The following is a 23,163-nucleotide window of genomic DNA, read 5'->3' on the forward strand; positions in this document are numbered from 1 at the left end:
ACACTTATTCACACGGCACCCTCGGCCGTGGGTACCATGCGCAACATCATTCATATCGAGGGAGTGAACGGTTGTGCCAAGCCAATCAGCCGAGTCGCTCCGATCGCGGTACGTTGCACAAGCCGCGTCGGACCTGGAAGAGAACCGCCGGCGACAGCAGGAGCTGGCGGAGACAATCAACGCGTTGAAGCAGGAGGAGGCCCTCCTCTCGGACATCCTGCACCTCGCCCAGCGGCACGAGGGTGTCGAGGACGAGTCCCGTCTGCCTGAGCAGGCGCAGGACGAGCCTGACGTCGCGAAGGCCGAGCCGGCTCCGGCGGAAGCCGCCGCACGACGCTCCGGGCCGGCCAAGCCCGCGAAGCCCACGAAGACCGCGAAGACGGCCAAGACAGCCAAGACCGCCAAGACGGCCAGGACCGCCAAGGCCCGTGAGAAGGAGAAGGCGAGCCAGCCGCTGCTCGGTGACCTGTTGGCGGAGTTGCTTGGTCGGTACGAGGAGCCGCGTCTGGCGAAGGAGCTGCGGGACGAACTCCTTCAGAAGCACCCGGACCGCAACCCCACCCCGCAGGTGGTGCGCAACACCCTTGAGTCCCTGGTCGCCAAGGGCCGCATCCGACGCCACAAGCAGCAGCGTTCCGTCATGTACACCCTGGTCGAGCAGGACGAGGCCGAGAAGGGCGAGAAGAGCGAGAAGGAGGAGGGAACCGACTGAAGGCGTCCGGTCTCAGCGGCCGGGAGCGCGCTCGGTGACCTCCTGCAGGAACCACTCGTTGCCGTCGGGGTCCTTGAAGGCGGCGAAGGTGCCGTAGCTGGCCCGCTCAGGGTGTGTGCCGGGCACGCGGTGGGTGCTGCCGGCGTGGTGGAAGGCACCCGTCGCGTCGCGGAAGGGACCGGAGACATCGATCCCCCGCGACGTCAGTTCCTCCTGGGCCTTGAGGATGTCCGTGACGGTCAGCTGGAGACCGTGGAGCGTGCCCGGCTGCTGATGGGTCACGCCCTGCCCGAAGATGACGGAGCATTCGGAGCCGGGCGGGGTCACCTGCACGATCCGGTAACCGTCGTCGATCGGGAAGTCGGCGTCGAGGCGCCAGCCGAGCTGGTCGGCGTAGAAGCCCTTGGCGCGGTCCACGTCGGAGACGGGCAGAATGACGACTTCGAGCTTCATGTCCATGGTGTGATCTCACTTTCGGCGGTTCGTCAGCGGAGGAAGCTGAAGGCGGACGGGCCGTAACCCGAAAGAGCCGCGCTCTCCGCCCAGTTCCACATCTGTGTGTCGGTGGGCCGGTCTTGCTCCTCCGGGCTCGCCACCTTTCGTGACGGCCGCGCGCCGGCGACGCGCTCGCGCGCCGAGCGCGGCCGCGCGGCGATCCCTGCGTGGGTGTGCGCCATGAAGGCCATGTCCTGTCCTCACTCTTCGGTCGGCTGTGCGGGTGCGTCGGCGCGCGGAGTCACACGTGTGTGTACGGCTCTACAGCCCCAGGTCGAGGGCGAGGCACGAGAAGAACTTCCACGAGCCCTCAGGGTCGTACGACGTGTTCATGGCACCGGACGGCGTGGCCTCAACCTGTTCGGTCATGTCCTCGAAGCGGATGCGCTCGGGGAGCTTGCCGAACCGTGCGTGCCGTACCGCCGCCTCGGCGGCTTCCGTGGTGAGCCCCTCGTTCATGACCGTGCTCCACTTCGTCGATCGTGGATGGCGTCCGGCTCGCTGCCGGAACGGCCTTCAGCATGCGCCGCCGCGCGTCACCTGTCAAGGCGGTGACGCAGACGTCCGGATCAGACGGTGATGGTCTTGTACTCGGTGTAGGTGCCGAGGCCGACCGCGCCGTACTCGCGGCCGATGCCGCTGGCCTTGAAGCCGCCGAAGGGGCCGTCGAAGGCGACGGAGGCCCCGTTGATCGTGATGGTGCCGGTGCGGACCCGGCGGGCCACCTCCAGGGCGTGGGCCTCGTCGGCGGACCAGACGCCGCCGGACAGGCCGTATTCGGAGTCGTTGGCGATGCGCACGGCGTCGTCCTCGTCGTCGTAGGCGATGACCACCAGGACCGGGCCGAAGATCTCCTCCTGCGCGATGCGCATGGAGTTGTCGACGTCGGCGAAGACGGTGGGGGTGACGTAGTTGCCCTTCTCCAGGCCCTCGGGGATCTGCGGGCCGCCGGTGACCAGGCGCGCGCCCTCCTCGATGCCGAGCCGGATGTAGTGGCGCACCCGCTCCTGCTGGTCGGGGCGGATCATCGGGCCGATGAAGGTGTCGGGGTCGTGGGGGTCGCCGACCTTCAGCGACTCCACCAGCTCCTTCAGCGCCGCCACGACCTCCTCGTACCGCTCCCGCGGGGCGAGGATGCGGGTCTGTGCGATGCAGGACTCGCCGTTGTTGAGCAGCGAGGCGAACTTCAGTCCCGCGACGGCCTTGTCGATGTCGGCGTCGGGCAGGATGATCGCGGCGGACTTGCCGCCCAGCTCCAGGCTGACCCGCTTGAGCTGCTCGCCGGCGATCGCGGCGATGCGGCGGCCGGCCCGGGTGGAGCCGGTGAAGGCGATCTTGTCGACCTCCGGGTGCGAGATCAGGTGTTCGCTGGTCTCCCGGTCCGCGGGCAGCACGCTGATCACGCCCTCGGGCAGGCCCACCCGCTCCAGCAACTCGGCCAGGAAGCCCATGCTGAGGGAGTTTTCCGGGGAGACCTTCAAGACCACGGAGTTGCCGGCCACCAGCGCCGGAATGATCTTCGACGTGGCCGAGGAGAACGGCGAGTTCCACGGGATGACGGCGGCCACGACACCGACCGCCTCGCGGCGCACCACGCTGCGCACCGGGGAGGCCGGGTCGGAGGGAGTGAGCGTCTCCTCCCAGGCGAACTCCTCGGCCGCCTTCAAATAGGCGTTCGCCTGCCGGGTCAGACCGGGCTGTCCGGCACGGGTGAACCATCCCGCCGAACCGTTCTCCAACGAGATCAGACGGGCGATCTCCTCGGCGTTCTCCTCGCGCAGCGCGTTGAACCTGCGCAGCACGGCGATCCGCTCCGCCGGCGGGGTCAGCCGCCACGCGCCCGCCTCGAACGAGGCCCGCGCCCCGGCGACCGCGCGGTCGATGTCCGCCGGCTGCGCCTGCGCGACGCGCCCGACCACCGACTGGTCGTGCGGCGAGAGGATCTCAAGCAGCTCCGCGCTGCTCGGCTCGACCCAGGTGCCTCCGATGAAAAGCCGGTCGTAGGTGATCATGCGTTCGCTCCTTCAGGCGCGCGTGCAGTGCGGTTCGCTGGCCGCCTGCTCTATAAATGACACTTCACTGTAGCACTTACTTCGATTAGCGACACATGCGAGATGCGCGAGCGCTCGCCGCCGAGCCGCCGCACCGTCGGTCCTTCTCGGTGGCGACGGCGGTGGCGGAAACGAGCGTCGCGGCGGCGAGGCTGCCCCAGAGGGCGGCCGGTCCGTGAGGGGCGAGCGCGGTCATCACGGCCGGGGACACGGCGAGGCCGAAGCCCGTGGAGAGCTGGAAGCGTGCGAGGGCGCGTCCCAGGACATGGGCCGGGGCGAGAGCGGTGACGAGCGCGGTGGAGCTGCCGGCGTAGACGATCTCGCCGATCGTGCAGAGCGCGGACACCGCCGCGATCGCCGGGACACCCCAGGCGTGTCCCAGGGAGGTGGCTGCGAGGAAGCCGAGGTAGGACGCGGCCAGCACCACGCCGGACAGCGCCAGCACGGTCCGCCGGGAGAAACGGGACATCAGCGCCGTGACCGGGACCTGAAGGGTGACGACCAGCGCCGTGTTGGTCACGAACACGGCTGCCGGCCACACCGGAGACGCGTGGAGCCGTGCCACCAGGACCAACGGGAGCGCGATCTCGGGGACGTTGAGGCAGAAGACGTAGATCACGTTGGCGGCGAGCAGCGCGCGCATGCGGGGTGCGGGCTCGTCGTCCCGCTTCTTGGCCGGGGCCGCCTTCGCCGGCTGCGCGTGTACGTGGACCGACCACGCCAAAGCGGCTGCGGCGAGGTAGGCGAGCGCGGTGACGGTTGCCAGCGCCCGAAGCGCGGTGGTGCCGCCCGTCAGGCATACGGTGGCCAGCAGTGCGCCGACGCCCAGGGCGGCGTTGCGCAGGGCTCGGGCCCCCGCGAGGGCGGTGTCGCGTTCCCGGCCATGGGCGACCGTGGCCACGAGCGCGGCGTGCGCGGCCGGCCATGCCTGGTTGCCGATGCCGAGGAAGAGCGCCGCCGCGGCGAAGAGCCCGACGTGCCCGGCCGGGGCGGCCGGCAGCAGCGCCACGCCCAGCACCCGTACCAGCATCGACGCCGCCACGACCGTGCTGCGCGCGCCGTGATCCAGCCATCGGCCCACGGCGGGCATGCACGCCAGGCCGGCGACGATGCCGGCCGTCATGGCGGTGCCGGTGACCGGAGCGGACAGTCTCAGGACCGTCACGCCGTAGAGCAGGAGAAAGGGCCGCAGCAGGCCGGTGCCGAGCGCGTCCACGGTCAGGGCGATCACATAGCGGGGGCCGCCCGACGCGCGGACGAGGGCGCGGGGGTGGGTTCCGGTGTTGGTTGCCATGGCGTCAGACGGTGCGTTCGGGCGCTGGGCCGGGCACGTGGGTTGACGCACATCGTCAATCGGCGCCCTCACCAGGTCGGTTGGGCGGTGATGATGGGCGGATGACGCTGAGGATCGCCATCAGCGGTCTGCCGACCGAGCCGGTGCGGTTCGCCGCCTCCCCGCTCGCCGAGCTGACCGCGATGCTGCACGTGCTGGCCGAACCCGGTCACCATCCGCAGTTCGCCGGCTGGGCCGCGGATGTCTGGGCCGGGCTGCGGCCGGAGCCGGCCGAGCGACTGCGGGAGGCGGAGTTCCTCTGGCGTTCCTCGCAGGCCGACTTCCTGATCCCCGCGCGCCCCCGGCCGACCCTCGCCGAGGAGCTGGACGACGTGGACCGGATCGACGACGAGACGTATGTGACCGCCGCGCTCGTCACCACGTGCGGCAGCAACCGGGTGCATTTCCGCGGGGCGTCGCCGCTCACCGACCCGGCGGCGCGCGAGCGGGCCCTGGACGTGGCCCAGGCCCGCGGCGCGTTGCAGGAGGCCTTCGCCGAGCGGCTGCTCGCGGACCCGGCCGCGGTGCGGGCACGGGTGCGCCACACCCTCGAAGAGTGCGCCGAAGCCTTCTTCGACGACGCCTGGGCGGGCGTCGCCGTCCAACTCGCCACCGATGTGCGGCTGAAGAACGAACTGCTCAGGCGCCACGGCGTCGCGGCGGCGCTCGCCTCCGTCTCCGGCGCGGTCACCCTGGCACCAGACGGCGACTGCATCATCGTGGACAAGGTGCAGGACAAGGCGACCGCCGCCCGTGGCACCGGGGTCACCTTCATCCCCAGCGTCTTCGGCCGCCCGCACCTGGTGGCTGTGCACGCGCCCGGGTGGCATCCGGTGGTGCAGTACCCCGTGGCCGAACCGAGTCCGGCCGAGTCGGTCTCCCTGGAGACGATCACCCTCCGGCTGGAAGCGCTCGCGCATCCGGTACGGCTACGGCTGCTGCGCACCCTGGCCCGCGGCCCGCACACCACCGGCGAACTGGCCCACTTCTGGGAACTGTCGCCCCCCGAGGTCTCGCGCCACCTCGCCGTCCTGCGCCGCGCCGGCCTGCTGACGGCTCGGCGGCGCGGTCGCTACGTGCGCTACACCCTCAATCTGCCCGACCTGGCGGCACTGGGCACCGATCTGCTGTCGGCCGTACTGCGCTGAGACGGGTGCGACACGGAGGGCACTGCACGGGTCAAGCCGCCTTCCGTCCGTCACCGGTTTGACAGGTGACGCGCCCTGTGCGAGGGTCATCGCGCCACGAGCTCCCGAGCCCGGGCCTGTCATCGGAATCGCACGACGGAGGGGTTCACATGATCAACAGGCGCACCTTCAGCAAGGCCGTGGGCCTGGGCACCGGCGCGGCCGCGGTCTCGCTGTCCGGCCTCCAGACCCACGCATCCGCCGCGACCGCCGCACAGCAGCCGAGTGGCGCCTCTCCCACGGTGCCAACCCTCGCCCCCGGCACGCACACCGAGTTCGACACGCTCAAGCACGTCAAGGCAGGCGTCCTGGACATCGGTTACGCCGAGGCCGGTCCCGCGCACGGCCCGGTCGTCGTCCTCCTGCACGGCTGGCCGTACGACATCCACAGCTTCGTCGACGTCGCCCCGCTCCTCGCCGACCTGGGCTACCGCGTCCTGGTCCCGTATCTGCGCGGCCACGGCAGCACCCGCTTCCTGTCCCGGCACACCCCCCGGACCGCCGAACAGTCCGCCATCGCGCTGGACATCATCGCGTTCATGGACGCCCTGAAGATCGAGAAGGCCGTCCTGGCCGGTTTCGACTGGGGTTCGCGGACCGCCGACATCATCGCCGCCCTGTGGCCCGAGCGCGTCAAGGCGCTGGTGTCGACCGGCGGTTACCTCATCACCGACCGCAAGGCACAGCTGGAGCCCGCCCCGCCGGCCGTCGAGCACAACTGGTGGTACCAGTGGTACTTCGCCACCGACCGCGGCGCGAAGAACCTGGAGAACCTCGACGACCGCATCGCGCTGTGCCGCTACACGTGGACGCTCGTCTCCCCCGACTGGACCTTCTCCGACGCCACCTTCGCGCGCACCGCCGAGGCCTTCAAGAACCCCGACTACGCCGCGATCGTCCTCTACAACTACCGCTGGCGCATCAGTCTGATCGAGGGCGACCGGCGCTACGACCGCTACGAGCGCGCGCTGGCAGCCCAGCCCTCGATCGGCGTCCCCACCATCACCCTCGACCCGGCCCTGGACCCCTTCACCGCACCCGGCGACGGCTCCGCCTACCGCAGCCACTTCACCGGCCCCTACCTGCACCGGACCATCCCGGACATCGGCCACAACCTGCCCCAGGAGGCGCCAACCTCCTTCGCCCAGGCCGTGATCGACGCCGACCGCCTCTGAGCGCCGGATCACCGTCCGTACGGAGAAGCGTTCCTGAGAGGGGTTTGTCGTGGCCGGCATCAGGACTGGGCGCACGCGGTTGGTGGCGGGCGCGGTCGCGACGGCCGAGGCGACCGGCGCCGCCCAGCCCACCGTCATCCCGGAACACGGCGCCTTCGCGGGCACCTCCAGCCGGCACGGCGTCATCTCCTGCCCGCGCGCCGACGGCCATCCGGTCATCGCCGCCGCCAACCCCCTGCCGGGCCCAGCTTCCGACGCCGCTGCCCTGCGCGCGGTCCTCGACCACGTCAACGGGCCGAAGATCCTCGTCGGCCACTCCCACGGCGACAACGTCATCGGCGAGGCCACCGCCGGCGTCCCCGCTCGGCAGCATCCGCACACCACCGAGGTCGCCGCCTCACACTCGGTCGCCGTCTCGCACTCACACCTGACGGCCGATGTGATCGAGCGCGCGGCCCGCGCCACCGTCCGCTGACGTCTCTTCGAGGGGCGGCCGGGATCACATCCCGGCCGCCCCTCGGGCGACAGCATGCGCTCCACCACCGGCAGGCACACCACCCGCGGACGCGCTCCGCGGGAGAATCGACGTCATGAGCTCACACTCCGACCCGCACGCCCTCGGAGCCTTTCTGCGAGCCCGGCGGGCGCAGCTGGATCCGCGGGAGTGCGGTCTGCCCCCGACGAACTCACCACGACGGGTCGCGGGACTGCGTCGCGAGGAAGCAGCCGCCCTCGCCGCCATCAGCGTCGACTACTACACCCGCCTCGAACAGGGTCGCGTCCGCGCCTCCGCCCCCGTCCTGGCCACCCTGTCACAGGCCCTGCGCCTCGACGACGACCAGCGGCGATACCTCTACCAACTGGCCGGCCACGCCGACCACCTCCCACGACACCACCGCACCCCGCAACCCCTCCGCCCCGCCATACACCGCCTCCTGGACCAACTCCCCCACACACCCGCCCTCGCCCTCGGCAGACGCCTCGACATCCTCGCCTGGAACCCCGCCGCGGCAGCCCTCTACACCGACTTCGCCGCGCTCCCCGTCCACGACCGCAACTACCTGCGTCTCCTCTTCACCCATCCCGCGATCCGCAACCTGCACCGACGGTGGGCCCACGACGCCCGCGACGCGGTGGCCGCCCTACGCCTGGAAGCCGCCGCCAATCCCGCCGACCCCGAACTCGCCCGTCTGGTCGACGACCTGTCCCACCGCGACGCCGACTTCCGCACCTGGTGGGCTCAACACCACGTCAACAGCGCCGCGTACGGCACCAAGCACTACCACCACCCCCTGGTCGGCGACCTCACCCTGGACTGCGACACCTGGACCAGCCCCGACCACTCCGGACAACGCCTGATGATCCTCACCGCCCAGCCCGGCAGCCCCTCCCACGAAGCCCTGCGCCTGCTCAAGTAGCGGCAGCAGGCTCCGCATCGAACGCCGCAGGCCGGCACCCGTGGGGGCGTCGGCCGTTCTCAGGCGTGCAGTTCGATGGGTCAGGCGGCCGGGAGGTGTTCCTCGGCGGTCGCGGGGTCGGTGGGACCAAGGGCGGCTGCCGTCTCCGTGGTCTGGCGCGCCGGCTTCAGACACAGGGCGAGAAGGACGCCGGCGGCGAGGGTGGGCGCGATCCACAGGTAGCCCATGGCCGTGGCGTGAGCGAAGGCCTCCAGCGCGGTGTCACGCAACGACACCGGCAACCGGGCGATGGTGTCGGGGCGGGCGGCGTCGAAGCCGCCGGCGGTCGGCAGACCGCGGGTGCGGTCGGCGAAGCCGGTGTTGAGCAGAGTGCCGAAGACGGCGACTCCGAAGGCGGCGCCGATGGAGCGGGCGAAGGTGACGACGGCGCTGGCGGCACCGAGGTCGGCGGCGGGCACGCTGTTCTGGACGGTGGTCAGCACGACCATGGGAACCATGCCGATGCCGACACCGGTGATCAGGAAGTACAGGCTCAGCACGAGGGTGTCGGTGGCCGCGCCGATGGTGCCCAGCAGGAGCAGCCCGGCCAGGTTGGCGAGCAGCCCCGCCAGGAGGATCGCCCGCAGCCGGCCGACGTGTGCGGCCCAGCGTCCGGCCAGGGACTGGCTGACGACCAGCCCGACGACCAACGGCAGCATGTGGACGCCCGACAGGGTGGCCGAGACGCCGTGGACGATCTGGAGGTAGGTCGGCAGGTACACCAGCACGGCGAACATCGCGGCGTTGGCGAAGAACCCGATGAGCGAGGAGAACACCACGGTCCGGGACCCCAGCATGGCCGGCGGCAGGACCGGGGCGGCGGCACGGCGCTCGACGGGTACGAGCAGCACCGCGAGCAGCACGGTCACGACGATCAGTCCGACGATGGCCGGGGAGCCCCAGCCCCAGCGCTCACCGAATGAGGTGATCAAAACCAGACCCGTGGCGAGGGCGGCCAGGATGGTCGCGCCCGGGTAGTCGATGCGGGCGTTGGCGCCGCGGGCGGCGGCGGGCAGCGCACGGGCGGCGATGGCCAGGGCGACGACGCCGACCGGCAGGTTGATCAGGAACGCCCAGCGCCAGGACAGCTGGTCGGTGAAGACGCCGCCGAGCAGGGGGCCGACGATGCTGGCGACACCGTAGACCGAGCCGAACATGCCCTGGTAGCGGCCGCGTTCGGTGGGGGCGACGATGTCACCGACGAGCGCGAAGGTCAGCACGATCATGCCGCCGCCGCCCACACCCTGAAGCACGCGGGCGCCGATCAGTTCGGGCAGGTTCCGCGCCAGGCCGCAGGCCACCGAGGCGATCAGGAAGATCGAGGTCGACGCCAGGTAGAGGCGCTTGCGGCCGAACATGTCGCCGAGCTTGCCCCACAGCGGGGTGACCGCGGTCGACGCGAGGAGGTAGGCGGCGCTGACCCACGCGATGTCGTCGAAGCCGTTCAGGTCCTCGGCGATGCGGGGCAACGCCGTCGAGACGATCGTCTGGTCCAGAGCCGCGAGGAGCACCGCCAGAACCAGCGCGCTCATCGCGGCGGCGACACCACCTCCGCGGGGTGAGCGGGCCTTGTCCGCCTTCGGCATGGGACACACCTTTCAAAAGTGCTCACAAGACTGGCGCTACCAGCCTTATCTGTCACTTGACTGTAGCGCTTCTAAGGCAGTCTTCTACTCCCGAGGTGCGTTAGATGTCTCAGGCATCACACTCCGCCACTACACTCGGTGCGGTGAGAGCCGACGCAGCGCGTAATCTGGAAGCCGTCCTGACCACCGGCGCACGCATGCTCGCCGCCGACCCCGGCGCCAGCATCGCGAGCATCGCCGCCGAAGCAGGCGTCGACCGGCGCACCGTCTACCGCCGCTTCGCCTCCCGCGAGGACCTCCTCGCGGCCATCTACGAAGCCCGCCTCACCGCCATCGAGCACGCCATCACCGACGCCCGGCTGCGCGAGGCACCCGTCGCCGTCGCCCTGCACCGGTACGTCGAGAACATCATCACCGTCAACCGCACCTGGCCCGTCGACCTCACCCGCATGCTCGCCGACGACAGCGTCCACGCCCGCCGCGACGCGGCCATCCAGGAGGTCGACGCCTTTTTGGAGCGTGCCGCCGACGAAGGTCTCCTGCGTCGCGGTCTCCCGACCGGCTGGGCGAGCGCGCTACTGCCCCAGCTGATGCACCTGGTCACCCGGCAACTGCCCGAACTGAGCGCGGGGCAGGCGGCGGACGTCGTCGTCGACACCTTCCTCAACGGCCTCGGCGCGCCCTGACACGGGCTCAGTCCCTCAGCCGGTGCGGGTGTGCCGGGTACACACCGAGGACGCGCACCTCGGTGGAGAAGAAGCGCAGCTCGTGCAGGGCGAGGGCGACCCGCTCGTCGTCGGGGTGCCCCTCGATCTCGACGTAGAAGCGGCTGGCGTTGAGGCCGGCGCCCATCTGGTAGCTCTCGATCTTCGTGAGGTTGACGCCGCTGCTGGAGAACCCGCCGAGCGCCTTGTACAAGGCACTGGGGATGTTGCGGACGCTGAAGAACAGGCTCGTCATCGTCGGCTCGCCGGTGTACGGGGCGAAGACGGCGTCCCGGGACAGGACGACGAACCGCGTGGTGTTCTCCGGGTCGTCCTCGACCTCGGCCCGCAGCACCTCCAGCCCGTACAGCTCGGCCGCGGCGGGCGGGGCGAGCGCCGCGTGCCGCGGGTCGCCGAGCTCGGCGACCTCCCGAGCCGCCCCGGCCGTGTCGTCGCTGACGAGGGTGCGCCAGCCGCCCTCCCGCAGGATCTTGCGGCACTGCCCCAGCGCGTGCACGTGACTGCGTACGCACTCCACCTGGTCGAGCGTCGTGCCGGGCACGGCCATCAGGTCGAAGCGGATGGCGAGGAAGTACTCGGCGACGATGAACAGGCCCGATTCCGGCAGCAGATGGTGTACGTCGGCCACGCGGCCGGCCGCGGAGTTGTCGACCGGGATCACCGCGACGTCGGCCGTGCCCAGCGTCACCGCGTCCAGGGCCTGCTCGAAGCTCGTGCAGGGCACCTCAGCGGCCCCGGGATAGAGGGCGCGCGCGGCGGTCGCCGAGTTGGATCCGGGTTCTCCCTGGTATGCGGCGGTCGTCACCGTGGTTCAGCCTTCCTGCGGCAGGTGGTTCCGGCGTGAGGCAGCAGAGACTCCCTCGCATACCGCACCTGCTGAAGTATCGACGAAGAGGTCCCGGCCCTGTGCACCAGGGGTGCCTCACACCCCCGTGTGGGCACCGGGCAGCACGGGTTACGCCCGCCTCAGTGCCGGACCGGGCTCTCCTCTCCCTGCGACTGCTGAGCCAGCTGGTCGGCGAGACGGTTGTTGCGTGCGATGGCGGGCATGTGCGTCTCGGCCCACTCCCGCAGGGCCGCCAAGGGTTCCTCCAGGGAGAGGCCCAGCTCGGTGAGCCGGTAGTGGACGCGGGGCGGCACCGTGGGTTCCACGCGCCGGGCCACCAGTCCGTCGCGGACGAGGCTCTGCAGCGTGGCGGAGAGCATCTTCTGCGAGATGCCCGGTATGCGGCGGCGCAGCTCGCCGAAGCGGACCTCCTCCGGAGCGGCCTCGGCGAGGACCTTGACGGTCATGGTGGTCCACTTGCTGCCGATCCGGTCGAGCATCTCCCGGGTCGGGCACAGCGGATCGAAGAGGTCGCCCTTCCGGGACCTGGTCACCTGAAGCTCACCACCTGTGGGGAAAGTGCCGTCTTGGAACCCCCAGGCTAGTTCCCTACCGTTTCCTGGTCACCATTCGTTACCGCCAACGCCCGGGAGCCCCGCAATGCCCGAACTGAGCCGTGTCCGCGTCAACGGCATCGAGATGAACGTCGCTTCGGCCGGGTCCGGGCCCGCCGTCCTGCTCCTGCACGGGTTCCCCCACACCTGGCAGGTGTGGAGCGAGGTGATGGCGGACCTGTCAAAGCGCCATCGGGTCATCGCGCCGGATCTGCGCGGGTTCGGTGCGAGCACCCGTGCCGAGAGCGGGTACGACGTGGTCGGCCTGGCCCGGGACGCCGAGGCGCTGCTGGAGGCACTGGGCGTGTCATCGGCAGCGGTGGTGGGCATCGACGCGGGCACTCCGTCGGCGTTCCTGCTGGCGATGCGCCGTCCCGGCCTGGTGGAACGGCTCGTGGTCATGGAGTCGCTGATCGGCCGTCTGCCCGGTGCCGAGGAGTTCCTGGCCGGCGGTCCCCCCTGGTGGTTCGGCTTCCACGCGGTGGAGGGCCTGGCGGAACGGGTGTTGGAGGGCAACGAGGCGGAGTACGTCGACTGGTTCCTCACCGCCGGCACGCTTGGAGACGGCGTGCCCGCGCCCATACGTCAGGCCTTCGTCGACGCCTACACCGGGAGGGAGTCACTGCGCTGCGCGTTCTCCTATTACCGGGCCCTGCCCCAGAGTGCGGCCCAGATCGAGCAGGCGGTCGCCTCGGCGCGGCTGACCGTGCCGACGCTCGCCATCGGCGCGCACCCGGTCGGCAGGGCACTGGAGCGACAGTTGCAGCCGATCGCCGACGATCTCACCGGGCACGTCATCGAAGGCTGCGGCCACATCATCCCCCTGCACCGCCCCCAGGCGCTGCTCACCCTGCTGCGCCCCTTCCTGACCGGCCGCCGTCCTGAACAGACACCCGCGGCCGGCAGCCCTGACCGGCGAACGTCATCCCAGAAGGCGTGACAAGAACGCGGCGCTGTACACGTCCTCGGCCTCGGCGTCCGGACTCCCCTCCCCCCAGTTGGTGTTTCCAGGGGCAGCGGAGTCTGTGCGAACCCGGGGTGGCCGGCGTCCTGGGCTGCCGCCGCGGGACCGAAGGCTCCTCCCGCTCATGGGTGCTTGCGACGTTCGACGGCTCAGCCCGGTCCGTGCCGGCCCCGGCGGCGGGGCAGGGGCGCGGTCCGCTGTGCCGGACAGAGCTCAGTCGCTCGTGGCGAGAGTCCGCTCCAGCGCGCCGAGGGTCACGTCGACGACGGCGCGCAGCTGCTCCATGCTCGTTCCGGCTCTGCTCATGACGGCGAGGGACTGGTTCACGGCCGCGAGGTGGGTCGCCAAGGACTCGGCCGCCTCGTCGTGCACCCGGCCTGCCTTCAGCGCGGCGTGAAGCCGCTTGTGCTGGAGGCCGATCGCCTCCCGTGCACACGCCGCGACGCTCGCGCTCAGCACTGGCGACGCCATGACCGTTTGCGCCACCAGGCACCCGTCGGGCAGACCCGGGTCCGCGATGCGTTCCAGGGTGATGTCGAAGAACGCCCGCGCGGCGGCCAGGGGCCGTTCGGCGGCACAGGACAACGCGGCGTCGTACTTGTCTCCGTAGCGCGTGCTGTAGCGCTCCAGGCAGCGCAGGAAGAGCGTGTCCTTGTCTCCGAGGGAGGAGTAGATGGAGCTGCGGTTGAGTCCGGTCGCGCGGGACAGGTCGTCCACCGACGTGTCCGCGTAGCCGGCCCGCCAGAACTGGATCATCGCGGCATCGAGCGCCGTGTCCATGTCGAACTGCTTCTTGCCTGCCATGCCGCACCTCCCTCTTGCTGCGCCTTCCCGACGGAGACCATCCTCTCATCTTGAACTAATCAGTTCAAGATGAGTTAGGGTGGAGGCATGATCACGGCCGGACACCCCGCACACCTCACAGCACGGCGACACACGCACGGCATGCTCGCGGTCGGCGCCGTCGCGTTCGTCTACACCGTCGTCATGGCGGGCGGAACACTGACGATCCCGCTGTACGTGCTGTGGGCGGCGCGATTCGGCTTCGGACCGCTCACCACCGTCGTCGTGTTCATCGCCTACGTCGTCGGAGTCGTCGGCACCCTGCTGGTGGCCGGTTCCCTGTCCGACGCGGTCGGCCGCCGTCCCGTTCTCGCGCTGTCGCTCGCCCTCACGGCACTGAGCACTGTGGGCTTCGCGCTGGCGGACGGTCTTACGGTCCTGCTGATCTCGCGCGTGCTGAGCGGCATCGCGACCGGGCTCGTCACCGCGACGGCGACGTCCGCGATCGCGGAACTCGTGCGTGGGCGCAGGACTGCCGCCGTGCTGAGCACCGCGGCCAACGTCGGCGGCCTGAGTCTCGGCGTCATCGCCGCCGGCGTCCTGGCACAAAGCGTCCCCGCACCGACTCGCACCGTGTTCTGGTGCTACCTGGCGGCATGCGCCGTCGCCGGCGCCTCCTGGCCGGTCATACCCGAGACCGCGGCCGAGAGCGCAGACCGAACGGCGTGGCGGCGGCCTCGTATCCGACGGCCGGTCCTTCCCAACGGCGCAGGCCGGACACGGTCGTTCGTCGCCAGCGGCGTCCTCGTCGCGGCCTCCTCGGGCGTCAACGGGTTCTTCTCCTCGCTGGCTCCCGCGTTCCTGCGCGACGATCTGGGCGTGTCGAACCTCGCCGTCATCGGCGTGGGCGTCGGCGCGCTGTTCCTCAGCGCACTGCTGGCGCAGACCGTCATGCCGGCGACCCTGCTGCGCCGCGGCGTCGGGACCGCCCTCCTGGCCGTGGGAATGATCGTCATCGAGGCCGCGCTGTGGACCCGCTCCGCGCCGCTCTTCATCGTCGGTACCGTCGTCGCCGGCGCGGCGGTGGGAACGCTGTTCCGCCACGGTCTGGGCGTCACCGACGCACTGTGCGAGCCCGGCAACCGTGCCGAACTCAACGCGACCTACTTCCTGTTCCTCTACTCCGGGCTCGTCCTGCCGGCCCTCCTGCTCGGTGTCGCCGATCAGGCCGTCGGGACGCGGGCCTCCAGCACCATGCTCGCCACTCTCGTCGTGTCCACCGCACTCGTGGGCCTGGCCCTCGGCCGACACACCGGACCAACCGGCGCACAGGACATCCTCAGCAGCCCGTCACCGCACCTCACCCCCATGGAGGAGAACCATGAATGACCCCGCAAACACCCCCCTCGCCTACGCCAACCCGGTCCGCGACCTGCCGCTGCCCGAGCTCCCCGGTTTCACCCACCGCTGGGTCGACGCGGACGGCGTCCTGCTTCACGCGGTCGAAGGCGGCCGGCAGGACGGTCCGGCCGTCGTGCTGCTCGCGGGGTTCCCGCAGACCTGGTGGGCGTGGCGCAAGGTGATGCCGAACCTGGCCGACCGATGCCACGTCATCGCGATCGACCTGCCCGGCCAGGGCCACTCCGAGCGCCCGGACATCAGCTACGACACGCACACGGCCGCCGCGCACGTCCACGCCGCGGTCGAGGCACTGGGGGTCTCGGCATACTGGCTGGTCGCCCACGACATCGGTGCGTGGGTCGCCTTCTCCCTCGCCCTGACGTACCCGAGCCGGCTGCACGGCCTGGCACTGCTCGACGCCGGCATCCCGGGTATCACACTCCCCGACGCCATTCCCACCGACCCCGAAAAGGCCTGGAAGACCTGGCACTTCGCCTTCCACCTCGTGCCCGAGCTGCCCGAGACACTGCTCACCGGTCGCGAACGCGAGTACATCGGCTGGTTCCTCAAGGCCAAGACCCTCTCCTCCGACACCTTCGACGACGGCGAAATCGAGCAGTACGCCGCATCCGTGGCCGCCGACGGCGGTCTCCGCGCCTCCCTGGCCTACTACCGGGACGCCGCCGAGTCGGCACGGAAGAACCACGAAGCGCTGGAACGACAGCGCCTGACCGTCCCGGTTCTCGGGGTCTCCAGCAGCCACGGCTCCATCCCCGACATGGCGGCCTCCATCCAACCGTGGGCCGACCACGTCACCGGGATCGTCGTGCCGGAGGCAGGACACTTCATCCCCGACGAACAGCCCGACGCCGTCGCTGCCGCGCTGACCGACTTCATCCTCCGCACGTAGCGGTGACGCCGGTGACGGCGCCGCAGGAGGTACGTCGTCGACTGCGGCCGTGGAGCGGTGACGCAGGACCTGCGCGCGGGTCTGTCGCTGCCGGGGGTGCGGCCGGGAATCAGGGGCTCCGGACACGGTGTCCTGTACGGCCCTGCCGACGTCCACGACGTGCTCCCGCCGGACGCGGTCGGCGCCCCGCGGCCGACACCGCGCCCGCCATGCGGCCGTTCACCGTCTTGGACAACGACGACGTCCTGGTGCACGAGGCCGTCCACCCGACGGTCTGGCCGGCACCCGGGTCCCGGCGATCCCGCGGTCGTCCCGGACCCGACCTGGCGTCGCCTCCTGCGCACCAGCGCGCACCATGCCGGCTACGGCGGCCGCATGATCCTCGGCACCGATCTGCCGTGTCTGTTCGAGCCTCCTCGAAAGGAGTTGAGGTGAACGCGGCGACACCGAAGTCTTGAACGCGGAAGTGACCACCGTCATCGCCCGTTTCGGGAGGCTGCCTTGCCCACCTCGAAGGTTCGTTTACGCACCCTGATCGCGACCACCCTCGCCACCGCCTTCATGACGCCACTCGTCGGCCTCTCCCCCGCGAGTGCCGCATCCGCCTCCGGCAACGCCTGCGCCGACGCGGTGAAGACGGCCGCTCCGCACGGCCGGGCGAACTTCACCTGCTTCAAGGGAATCGCCACCATCACGCCCAAGGGGCCCGGCAAGCAGTCGAAGCAGAGCGTGACCCGGCACTACGTCCCCGACGACGTCCACCCCACGGTCGGCTACGTCGACGGCGAGTACCGCGGCCGCACCGAGGACACCTTGGAGTACGGCACCACCGAGAACGGCGAGGTCGTCTTCGAGAGCAGCATCTTCGTCCGCGCCATCATCGGTCTCGGACACTTCCAGTACCAGTGGCTCGACATCTTCTGGAGCCAGAACGACAACCGCCTCGTCACCCTGTCGATCAAGGCGGAGATGAAGCGCTACATCCGCTGGCCCGGCACGGACGAGGTGGTCGACAGCGTGCCCTACACGTCGTCGGTCTACTCGACGAGCTACCACAGCAACAACCTGCTGTACACCGTGCACTCCGACCAGCAGATCTTCTACTACAACCTCACCAACATGGTCGTGAAGGACCTCGGCCGCAACGACACGTTCGAGATCGGCCAGGACATCCCCGGGCCCTACTTCCAGTGCTACGTCACGGTCCCGTGCAAGTACCCCAACGGCCAGCCGGTGGAGCCGTAGCACCGTTTCCGTTGAGCACCGCCAGACCGAGCGGGGTGAGGGAGTGCAGCACCGCCTTGCCCGCTCGGCGGCTGTCCAGGAGCCCCGCCTGCCGCAGGACGCCGGCGTGATGGCTGGCGGTGGCGGGTGAGATGCCCACGCCGCTCGCCAGTTCCGTCGTCGTCCTGCTGCGCGCCGCGACCGACGTGAGGATCTCGCCGCGCGTGTGGCCCAGCAGCGCCGCCAGGGAGCGCAGGCGGTCCCGGCCGCCCTCGCCGTGCGCGAAGGGCGCGTCCAGAGCGACGTCGTGCGTCATGGGGTAGACCACGACGCAGGGCAGGGCGGGGTTCCTCAGCAGCGTGGGCCGGCGCCAGCAGAAGTAGGAGGGCAGGACGAGCAGTCCGCGCCCGTCGAGGTGGAGGTCGCGGTCGGCGGTCGGGCCGGCGACCTCCAGGACGGGCGGCCGCCACGCCAGTTGGGGATGCAGTCTGTTCAGCAGGCCCTGGAGGTCTCCGCCGGCCAGTGACCGGTTGAGCAGGGCGCGCTCGGCGTGCACCCGTGCCTGGATGCGGTCCCACCAGGGGCTGACGGCGACCCGGACATAGCTGCGCAGGACGCCCGCGAGATGGGTGACGGCCTCCTTCTCGCCGTCCGCGAGCGCTCCCGCCCACCGGGGCAACGGCCCTCCCTGGGCCGCCAGTTCGGCGAGGTCGTGCCGGAACCGGCGGCGCGGTGTGGACAGCACGGCCCCGATCCCCGCCTCCAGGCCGCCCTCGCCGCCCGCCGGGGTGAGGAAGTCGGCCGAGTAACCGGATGGCGGGGCGAGCCGGAGAAGCTCCCGGACCGGGTCGGACAGGCGCCGGCGAACCGTACGGCGCCAGTGGCCGAACTGGGGGGCACCGTCGGTCGTCTGCACCATGTGCATGCTCAACATCGCCTCCCATAACGGATCGGGTGCCTGGGCCAGCCTCGTGTGGGCCAGGTCGGCGTCGGTGAAGTGAATGCGTATCGCCATGTGAACCATCCCCGTTCGGCACGGCGGCATCCTCATGCTCCGCGAAACCGTGCCAGTGCCTTGCTTCATGGTCGAGCGTGGCGGGGCATCGCGCAGGGCGGCGTGCGGGTCTTCACGAAAAGGGGCGCAAAACCGGCGTGAGTTCTCACCTCCGCACCACGCCGGGCCGGTTCGCGGGCGGGTGCCCGGGAACCGGCCCGGCGTCGTCATGCCGGTGATGCTTCTACTGCGCGAAGCCGTAGGCGAAGAGGTGGTCGGTGCCCGTCTGGCCCGTCACCGGCAGGGTGATCGACGCGACCTGCTTGGACGCGTCCAGCGGGACCTTCGTGGCGAAGACGTAGGTCTTGACGCCGTCCTTGCCTCCGCTTCCGGTGTTGCGGTAGTTGGTCGTGACGGCCGTGGTGTCTCCCGCGAGCGGCTTGCTGGAGCCGCCGTTGAGCGTCCAGTCCGAGAAGGCGACCGTCGCCTTCGAGGTGGTGCCGTCGGTGTAAGTGACGGTCAGCGTGCCCGAGACCCCGCTGCCGTCGGTCGGCGCGTTGGCCGCCGCGCCGAGCAGGCCCAGCGAGCTGCCGGACGTGCCGGCCGGCATCGGGATGGTCTGGCCGGCCATCTCCAGGTTGTCCAGCCGGCCGGACGACACCGTCGGCCAGGTGTAGCTGACGCCGTCGACGGTCAGGGTCGAGCCGCTCGTGACGCCCGCGGCCGACAGCGCGTTCTGCGAGTACGCCCAGCCACCGTCGTCGAAGCCGCCCGAGAAGGTGGCGCCGTCGGGATAGATCCCCTCGTTGGTGGCGTACGGCCACAGCGCGCCGGCCTTGGCCACGGCCACCCGCAGGGCCGCCCCGTTCAGCGCCGCGCCGGTGTCGTGGTCGGTCAGCGCGAAGGTGACCAGGTAGGTTCCCTCGCTCGTGCCCGCCGTCACATGGAGCTTCGCTTCGGCGCTGCCCGAGGCGGGCACCGTCAGCGAACCGGAGGAGGTGTCCAGCGTGACGCCGTCGGGTGCCGTCGCCTTCCAGTCGACGGTGACGGCCTTGTCGGCGAGGTTGGTCAGCCGGAGGGTGGCGTCACCGGACGCGCCGGGCTGCAGGACCAGGCCGTCGCTGGAGGGACCGGTCGCCGCCAGGACCCGGCCGCCGCCCGTGGTGTCCGACGGCGGCACCGCCGACGCACCGGACGCCCAGGAGGTGTCGGGCTGGGTGCCGAGGGTGAAGTCCAGCGTGCCCGCGCCCGCGAACTGCCGGTAGGTCAGCCAGGAGGTGTTCCACGCCTTGCCCTTGACGTTCAGCGACTGCACGTACGGCGCGTCGGGTGCGGCCTGCGGCGCGTTGATCCGCACCGTCTTGCCGCCGGCGAGGGTGAGCTGCGCGACCGGGAACACCGGGCTGCCCAGCACCAGGGTGTCCGTGCCCGGGGTCTCGGGATACATGCCCAGCTCCGACCAGACGTACCAGGAGCTCATCGCGCCGAGGTCGTCGTTGCCGAACGAGCCGACCGGGGCGTTGAAGTACAGGTCCTGCTGGGCCTCGCGGACGGCCGCCTGCGTCTTCCAGGGCTGGCCCGTGTAGTCGTACTCCCAGGGGATCTCCACGCTGGGCTCGTTGCTGAGGTCGGCGTCGGTGTTGCCGGGGTGGGTGATGTTGTCGAGGAGGCTGTCCAGGTAGGAGGAGTACGCCTGGTTTCCGCCGCGTGCCTGGATCAGCTGCCGGAGGTTGAACGGGACCATGGGCGTGTACTGGGCGGAGGTGCCCTCGACGAAGCCGTTGGAGGTGCCGGGGGTGAAGCCGCCCGCGAACTGGCCGTCCTTGTTCTTGGCCTGCAGGTAGCCGGTCTGGGGGTTGAAGACGTTCATCCAGTCCTGGGCGCGGGTGGCGAACTTCCGGTAGACGTCCGTCTTGCCCAGGGACTTGGCGAAGGCGGCGAGGGCGTAGTCGGCGGAGTCGTACTCCAGCTGTGTGGAGACCGGGCCGTAGAAGTTGCAGCAGCCGTAGTCGTCCTCGTCCAGCGGCAGATAGCCCTTGGCGTCCCGCACCGACTCGCCGGGGCGGTCGTTGTTGGGGACGGTGGCCTCGTGCTGCAGGGCGGCGAGCGCCTTGGCCGTGTCGAAGCCCGTCGCGCCGAAGGCGTACGCGCCGGCGATGATGCCGGCGGCCGGGTCGCCGACCATCACGTAGCTCTCGCCGTTGTTGGAGGCCCACTTGGGCAGCAGGCCGGTCTGGTCGTAGCCGTTGAGCATGGAGGTGACGACGTCACTGGCGACCTTGGGTTCGACCATCGCCATCAGCTGGGTCTGGGAGCGGTAGGTGTCCCAGCCCGAGTAGTTGGCGTACTGGGCGCTCTGTCCCTTGGCCAGGTGGTGGACCTGGTTGTCCATGCCCATGTACTGGCCGTTGGCGTCGGAGAAGACGTTCGGGTGCAGCAGCGCGTGGTAGAGGGCGGTGTAGAACTGCACCTGCTGGTCGGAGGTTCCGCCGCCGATCCGGACCTTGTTCAGCACGTCGTTCCAGGCTTGGTGGTTGGCCTGCTCGACGGCGTCGAAGTCCCACTTCTTGATCTCGGTGGCGAGGTTGTCCGCCGCGTTCGCGTCGCTCGTGTAGGAGATGCCGACCTTCGCGCTCACCGTGCGGTGGGAGGAGGTGTCGAAGGTCAGGTACATGCCGTTCGCGCCCGTGGTGGGCGGCTGGGCGGCCGCGGTGGAGGAGCGGGCCGTGCTGTCGGCGCGCGGGGCCGCGGAGGGGGTGCCCGAGGAGGTGGCGGCGCTGCCGTGGATCGTCGGGGACGGCCGCGCGGGGACGGTGAAGTGCTTCTCCTTCAGCGGTGCCGACTTGGAGGTCCGGGCGGGCTGTCCGACCTTGCCGGCTTTCAAGGACGTCGCGTCAGGGGTGATGGTGCTGCCGACCCAGGTGCCGCTCGCGGTGAAGGGCTGGTCGAACTTGACGTCGAAGTGCAGCGTGTACCGGTTGCCCGCGCCGCAGAAGTGGCCGCTGTCGATCGCACCACTGATCTCGTGGTCGTTCACCACCTGCACGCGGGTTCCGTCCACCTGGGTGGCGCCACCGCTCAGCTTGAACAGGAGGTTCGCCTGCCGGCCGGCCGGGAAGGTGAAGCGGCCCAGGCCGGCGCGGGTGGTGTCGGTCAGCTCCGTTTTCACGCCGTTGGCGTCGGTGACCCCGTAGTAGCCGATGCCCGCCTGCTCGTCGTCGTGGCCGAAGCCGACGGACGTGTCGCCGAGGTTGCCGGACAGCGCGCCGGTCACCGGCAGGATGGGCAGGTCACCGGCGACGGGGCAGCCCGGTCCCGAGACGTGGGTGAGGCTGAAGCCGGAGATCTTGCTGTCCTGGTACTCGTAGCCGCCGCCGTCGGGACGGTGGGGTGTCGTGTCGGGGCCCCACTGCACCATGCCGGCGGGCATGTCGGGGCCGGGGAAGGTGTCGACGGCACCGGACGTGCCGATGAGGGGGTTGACGAGGGATGCGGGGTCCTTCACCAGGGCCGGCGTCGCGGCGCTCGCGGCATGGGCGCTTCCCACTGACGTGAGCGGGAGGGCGGCCATGCCCAAGACGCAGGCGACAGCCAGGCGTTGGCGAAGTCTCTTGCGGTCACGCGCGGCTGGACGTCGGGGTCTGACCATCGGTTGCCTCCGCAGCAGTTCGTGCTTCGCTTCGCACATCGGGTGCCGACGCGCCGCGCACCACGGCGGGCCGGCGGTGGGCAACGTTGTCAGAGTTCAGGGCTGACAACGTTGCCATCCACGCGTGTCGAGTGAAACGCGTGCGCTGATGGCGTGTCAACGAGGCCAACACGACTTTCCGGGTAAGAAGTTCACAGGGAGGCGACGCGGGGGCCCGACGCACCGGCGGGGCGATCGCCCGGCGCTCGCGCCCCCGCGGAGACTCTCCTCCTCGGCCTCAACCGCGCACGTGCAGCCCGAAACCCGTGCGGCCCGCAGGCTCCAGACCCTCCTTCAGGTGCAGCGAGGGGATCTCGTAGTCACCGAAGTTCTGCCGCCGGTACGGGATCGGCTCGGTCGACTCCAGGGTGAGCAGGCGCTGCCTCCACGCCTTGGCCACCTCCGGGTAGTCCGCGTCGGTCATCCGGTCGGCGCCGTGGACGACGAACGGCGGCAGCACCTCGATGCCCGGGTAGAAGAGGATGCCGTGCTGGATGGGGAACAGCAGGTCGTCGATGGGGCCGTTGATCCCGCGAGCGGCGTAGTGCGACCGGGGGCCGCCGGTGGTCACCGACAGCAGGGCCCTCCTGCCCGCGAGGGTGCCTTCACCGAAGCGCTCGCCGTACCGGGTGTCGCTGTGCTCGCCGACTCCGTAGGCGAAGTGGTAGGTGAACACCCGGTCCACCCAGCCCTTGAGGATCGCGGGCATCGTGTACCACCACAGCGGGAACTGGAAGACGACCGTGTCGGCCCACAGCAGTTTCTCCTGCTCGGCCAGGACGTCCGGGGTGAGCGCCCGGGCGTCGAACGCGCGCCCCGAGTCCAGGGCGACCTGCAACGGGCTTGAGGCGTGCGGGCCGTAGTCCGCGGCGTCCACGACCGCCTTCCAGTTCATCGCGTACAGATCGCTCACCCGTACCTCGTGGCCGGCGTTCTCCAGGGTGGACACCGCGAGGTCCTTCAGCGAGCCGTTGAGGGACTTCGGCTCGGGGTGGGCGTAGACGATCAGCGTTTTCACGGCAACTCCTTCGGATCGGA

The 23,163-nt window shown here is 70.5% G+C and carries 22 protein-coding genes; 10 read left to right on the plus strand and 12 right to left on the minus strand.

The window, feature by feature from the left end:
• Positions 1-73: 73 nt before the first annotated feature.
• Positions 74-712 (plus strand): hypothetical protein, encoded by a 639-nt coding sequence (locus tag ACYF6T_RS29575; RefSeq protein ID WP_461700255.1) that lies wholly within the window; start codon positions 74-76, stop codon positions 710-712.
• Between the two features lie 12 nt (positions 713-724).
• Here the strand turns inward: ACYF6T_RS29575 and ACYF6T_RS29580 are convergent, their stop codons facing one another.
• The 5 genes from ACYF6T_RS29580 to ACYF6T_RS29600 form a co-directional block, all read right to left on the minus strand.
• A complete protein-coding gene (locus tag ACYF6T_RS29580; protein ID WP_461700256.1) occupies positions 725-1,171 on the minus strand; it encodes a VOC family protein in 447 nt (148 codons plus the stop codon).
• Positions 1,172-1,197: 26 nt separating this feature from the next.
• On the minus strand, positions 1,198-1,398 hold the full coding sequence (locus tag ACYF6T_RS29585; protein ID WP_461700257.1) for a hypothetical protein: 201 nt from the start codon (positions 1,396-1,398) through the stop codon (positions 1,198-1,200).
• A 70-nt stretch (positions 1,399-1,468) separates the two neighbouring features.
• Positions 1,469-1,666, minus strand: a complete 198-nt coding sequence (locus tag ACYF6T_RS29590) for a hypothetical protein (RefSeq protein WP_461700258.1) — start codon at positions 1,664-1,666, stop codon at positions 1,469-1,471.
• Positions 1,667-1,776: 110 nt separating this feature from the next.
• Positions 1,777-3,219 (minus strand): aldehyde dehydrogenase, encoded by a 1,443-nt coding sequence (locus ACYF6T_RS29595; protein WP_461700259.1) that lies wholly within the window; start codon positions 3,217-3,219, stop codon positions 1,777-1,779.
• A gap of 85 nt (positions 3,220-3,304) precedes the next feature.
• Entirely contained in the window at positions 3,305-4,552 is a 1,248-nt protein-coding gene (locus ACYF6T_RS29600; protein ID WP_461700260.1) for an MFS transporter, read from the minus strand.
• Positions 4,553-4,653: 101 nt separating this feature from the next.
• Between ACYF6T_RS29600 and ACYF6T_RS29605 the strand changes: the two genes are divergently transcribed.
• From ACYF6T_RS29605 to ACYF6T_RS29620, 4 genes are all read left to right on the plus strand, one after another.
• Positions 4,654-5,739, plus strand: a complete 1,086-nt coding sequence (locus ACYF6T_RS29605; RefSeq protein WP_461700261.1) for a DUF5937 family protein — start codon at positions 4,654-4,656, stop codon at positions 5,737-5,739.
• Positions 5,740-5,888: 149 nt separating this feature from the next.
• Positions 5,889-6,953, plus strand: a complete 1,065-nt coding sequence (locus ACYF6T_RS29610; RefSeq protein ID WP_461700262.1) for an alpha/beta fold hydrolase — start codon at positions 5,889-5,891, stop codon at positions 6,951-6,953.
• 49 nt (positions 6,954-7,002) lie between these two features.
• On the plus strand, positions 7,003-7,428 hold the full coding sequence (locus ACYF6T_RS29615; protein WP_461700263.1) for a hypothetical protein: 426 nt from the start codon (positions 7,003-7,005) through the stop codon (positions 7,426-7,428).
• Between the two features lie 115 nt (positions 7,429-7,543).
• Positions 7,544-8,371 carry a helix-turn-helix transcriptional regulator gene (locus ACYF6T_RS29620; protein ID WP_461700264.1) on the plus strand — a complete coding sequence of 276 codons (828 nt, stop codon included), beginning with the start codon at positions 7,544-7,546 and terminating at the stop codon, positions 8,369-8,371.
• Positions 8,372-8,451: 80 nt separating this feature from the next.
• On the opposite strand, the gene ACYF6T_RS29625 is transcribed toward ACYF6T_RS29620, so the two are convergent.
• On the minus strand, positions 8,452-9,996 hold the full coding sequence (locus ACYF6T_RS29625; RefSeq protein ID WP_461700265.1) for an MDR family MFS transporter: 1,545 nt from the start codon (positions 9,994-9,996) through the stop codon (positions 8,452-8,454).
• Positions 9,997-10,193: 197 nt separating this feature from the next.
• Here ACYF6T_RS29625 and ACYF6T_RS29630 point away from each other — a divergent pair, with 197 nt between their 5' ends.
• Positions 10,194-10,682 (plus strand): TetR/AcrR family transcriptional regulator, encoded by a 489-nt coding sequence (locus tag ACYF6T_RS29630; protein ID WP_461700354.1) that lies wholly within the window; start codon positions 10,194-10,196, stop codon positions 10,680-10,682.
• A 7-nt stretch (positions 10,683-10,689) separates the two neighbouring features.
• On the opposite strand, the gene ACYF6T_RS29635 is transcribed toward ACYF6T_RS29630, so the two are convergent.
• Positions 10,690-11,526, minus strand: coding sequence for a prephenate dehydratase (locus ACYF6T_RS29635; RefSeq protein WP_461700266.1), 837 nt, complete (start codon positions 11,524-11,526; stop codon positions 10,690-10,692).
• Positions 11,527-11,687: 161 nt separating this feature from the next.
• Positions 11,688-12,047: a winged helix-turn-helix transcriptional regulator gene (locus ACYF6T_RS29640; RefSeq protein ID WP_461700356.1), complete on the minus strand. Its 360-nt coding sequence runs from the start codon at positions 12,045-12,047 to the stop codon at positions 11,688-11,690.
• A 160-nt stretch (positions 12,048-12,207) separates the two neighbouring features.
• Here ACYF6T_RS29640 and ACYF6T_RS29645 point away from each other — a divergent pair, with 160 nt between their 5' ends.
• A complete protein-coding gene (locus tag ACYF6T_RS29645; protein WP_461700267.1) occupies positions 12,208-13,101 on the plus strand; it encodes an alpha/beta fold hydrolase in 894 nt (297 codons plus the stop codon).
• 237 nt (positions 13,102-13,338) lie between these two features.
• On the opposite strand, the gene ACYF6T_RS29650 is transcribed toward ACYF6T_RS29645, so the two are convergent.
• On the minus strand, positions 13,339-13,929 hold the full coding sequence (locus ACYF6T_RS29650; protein ID WP_461700268.1) for a TetR/AcrR family transcriptional regulator: 591 nt from the start codon (positions 13,927-13,929) through the stop codon (positions 13,339-13,341).
• 87 nt (positions 13,930-14,016) lie between these two features.
• Between ACYF6T_RS29650 and ACYF6T_RS29655 the strand changes: the two genes are divergently transcribed.
• The 3 genes from ACYF6T_RS29655 to ACYF6T_RS29665 all read left to right on the plus strand — a co-directional run bounded on the left by ACYF6T_RS29655 (position 14,017) and on the right by ACYF6T_RS29665 (position 17,464).
• Positions 14,017-15,297: an MFS transporter gene (locus ACYF6T_RS29655; RefSeq protein ID WP_461700269.1), complete on the plus strand. Its 1,281-nt coding sequence runs from the start codon at positions 14,017-14,019 to the stop codon at positions 15,295-15,297.
• Positions 15,290-16,219 carry an alpha/beta fold hydrolase gene (locus tag ACYF6T_RS29660; RefSeq protein WP_461700271.1) on the plus strand — a complete coding sequence of 310 codons (930 nt, stop codon included), beginning with the start codon at positions 15,290-15,292 and terminating at the stop codon, positions 16,217-16,219. Before ACYF6T_RS29655 ends, ACYF6T_RS29660 begins: the two co-directional genes overlap by 8 nt.
• 501 nt (positions 16,220-16,720) lie before the next feature.
• Positions 16,721-17,464: a hypothetical protein gene (locus tag ACYF6T_RS29665; protein ID WP_461700272.1), complete on the plus strand. Its 744-nt coding sequence runs from the start codon at positions 16,721-16,723 to the stop codon at positions 17,462-17,464.
• Here the strand turns inward: ACYF6T_RS29665 and ACYF6T_RS29670 are convergent.
• The 3 genes from ACYF6T_RS29670 to ACYF6T_RS29680 all read right to left on the minus strand — a co-directional run bounded on the left by ACYF6T_RS29670 (position 17,418) and on the right by ACYF6T_RS29680 (position 23,143).
• The gene (locus ACYF6T_RS29670; RefSeq protein ID WP_461700273.1) at positions 17,418-18,458 is read right to left on the minus strand and encodes a winged helix-turn-helix domain-containing protein; all 1,041 of its coding nucleotides are present in this window, start codon (positions 18,456-18,458) and stop codon (positions 17,418-17,420) included. The two genes, ACYF6T_RS29665 and ACYF6T_RS29670, sit on opposite strands and share 47 nt — an antisense overlap.
• Positions 18,459-18,681: 223 nt before the next feature.
• Positions 18,682-21,942 carry a GH92 family glycosyl hydrolase gene (locus ACYF6T_RS29675; RefSeq protein ID WP_461700274.1) on the minus strand — a complete coding sequence of 1,087 codons (3,261 nt, stop codon included), beginning with the start codon at positions 21,940-21,942 and terminating at the stop codon, positions 18,682-18,684.
• Positions 21,943-22,363: 421 nt separating this feature from the next.
• Positions 22,364-23,143 carry an NAD(P)H-dependent oxidoreductase gene (locus tag ACYF6T_RS29680; protein ID WP_461700275.1) on the minus strand — a complete coding sequence of 260 codons (780 nt, stop codon included), beginning with the start codon at positions 23,141-23,143 and terminating at the stop codon, positions 22,364-22,366.
• Between the last annotated feature and the right edge of the window lie 20 nt (positions 23,144-23,163).

This window comes from Streptomyces sp. 7R007, from assembly GCF_054850255.1.

Coding starts and splice junctions, on each gene's coding strand:
- ACYF6T_RS29580 (WP_461700256.1), bottom strand. CDS start 1,171: ATGGACATGAAGCTCGAAGTCGTCATTCTGCCCGTCTCCGACGTGGAC.
- ACYF6T_RS29585 (WP_461700257.1), bottom strand. CDS start 1,398: ATGGCCTTCATGGCGCACACCCACGCAGGGATCGCCGCGCGGCCGCGC.
- ACYF6T_RS29590 (WP_461700258.1), bottom strand. CDS start 1,666: ATGAACGAGGGGCTCACCACGGAAGCCGCCGAGGCGGCGGTACGGCAC.
- ACYF6T_RS29595 (WP_461700259.1), bottom strand. CDS start 3,219: ATGATCACCTACGACCGGCTTTTCATCGGAGGCACCTGGGTCGAGCCG.
- ACYF6T_RS29600 (WP_461700260.1), bottom strand. CDS start 4,552: ATGGCAACCAACACCGGAACCCACCCCCGCGCCCTCGTCCGCGCGTCG.
- ACYF6T_RS29605 (WP_461700261.1), top strand. CDS start 4,654: ATGACGCTGAGGATCGCCATCAGCGGTCTGCCGACCGAGCCGGTGCGG.
- ACYF6T_RS29610 (WP_461700262.1), top strand. CDS start 5,889: ATGATCAACAGGCGCACCTTCAGCAAGGCCGTGGGCCTGGGCACCGGC.
- ACYF6T_RS29620 (WP_461700264.1), top strand. CDS start 7,544: ATGAGCTCACACTCCGACCCGCACGCCCTCGGAGCCTTTCTGCGAGCC.
- ACYF6T_RS29625 (WP_461700265.1), bottom strand. CDS start 9,996: ATGCCGAAGGCGGACAAGGCCCGCTCACCCCGCGGAGGTGGTGTCGCC.
- ACYF6T_RS29630 (WP_461700354.1), top strand. CDS start 10,194: ATGCTCGCCGCCGACCCCGGCGCCAGCATCGCGAGCATCGCCGCCGAA.
- ACYF6T_RS29640 (WP_461700356.1), bottom strand. CDS start 12,047: ATGCTCGACCGGATCGGCAGCAAGTGGACCACCATGACCGTCAAGGTC.
- ACYF6T_RS29645 (WP_461700267.1), top strand. CDS start 12,208: ATGCCCGAACTGAGCCGTGTCCGCGTCAACGGCATCGAGATGAACGTC.
- ACYF6T_RS29650 (WP_461700268.1), bottom strand. CDS start 13,929: ATGGCAGGCAAGAAGCAGTTCGACATGGACACGGCGCTCGATGCCGCG.
- ACYF6T_RS29655 (WP_461700269.1), top strand. CDS start 14,017: ATGATCACGGCCGGACACCCCGCACACCTCACAGCACGGCGACACACG.
- ACYF6T_RS29660 (WP_461700271.1), top strand. CDS start 15,290: ATGAATGACCCCGCAAACACCCCCCTCGCCTACGCCAACCCGGTCCGC.
- ACYF6T_RS29670 (WP_461700273.1), bottom strand. CDS start 18,458: ATGGCGATACGCATTCACTTCACCGACGCCGACCTGGCCCACACGAGG.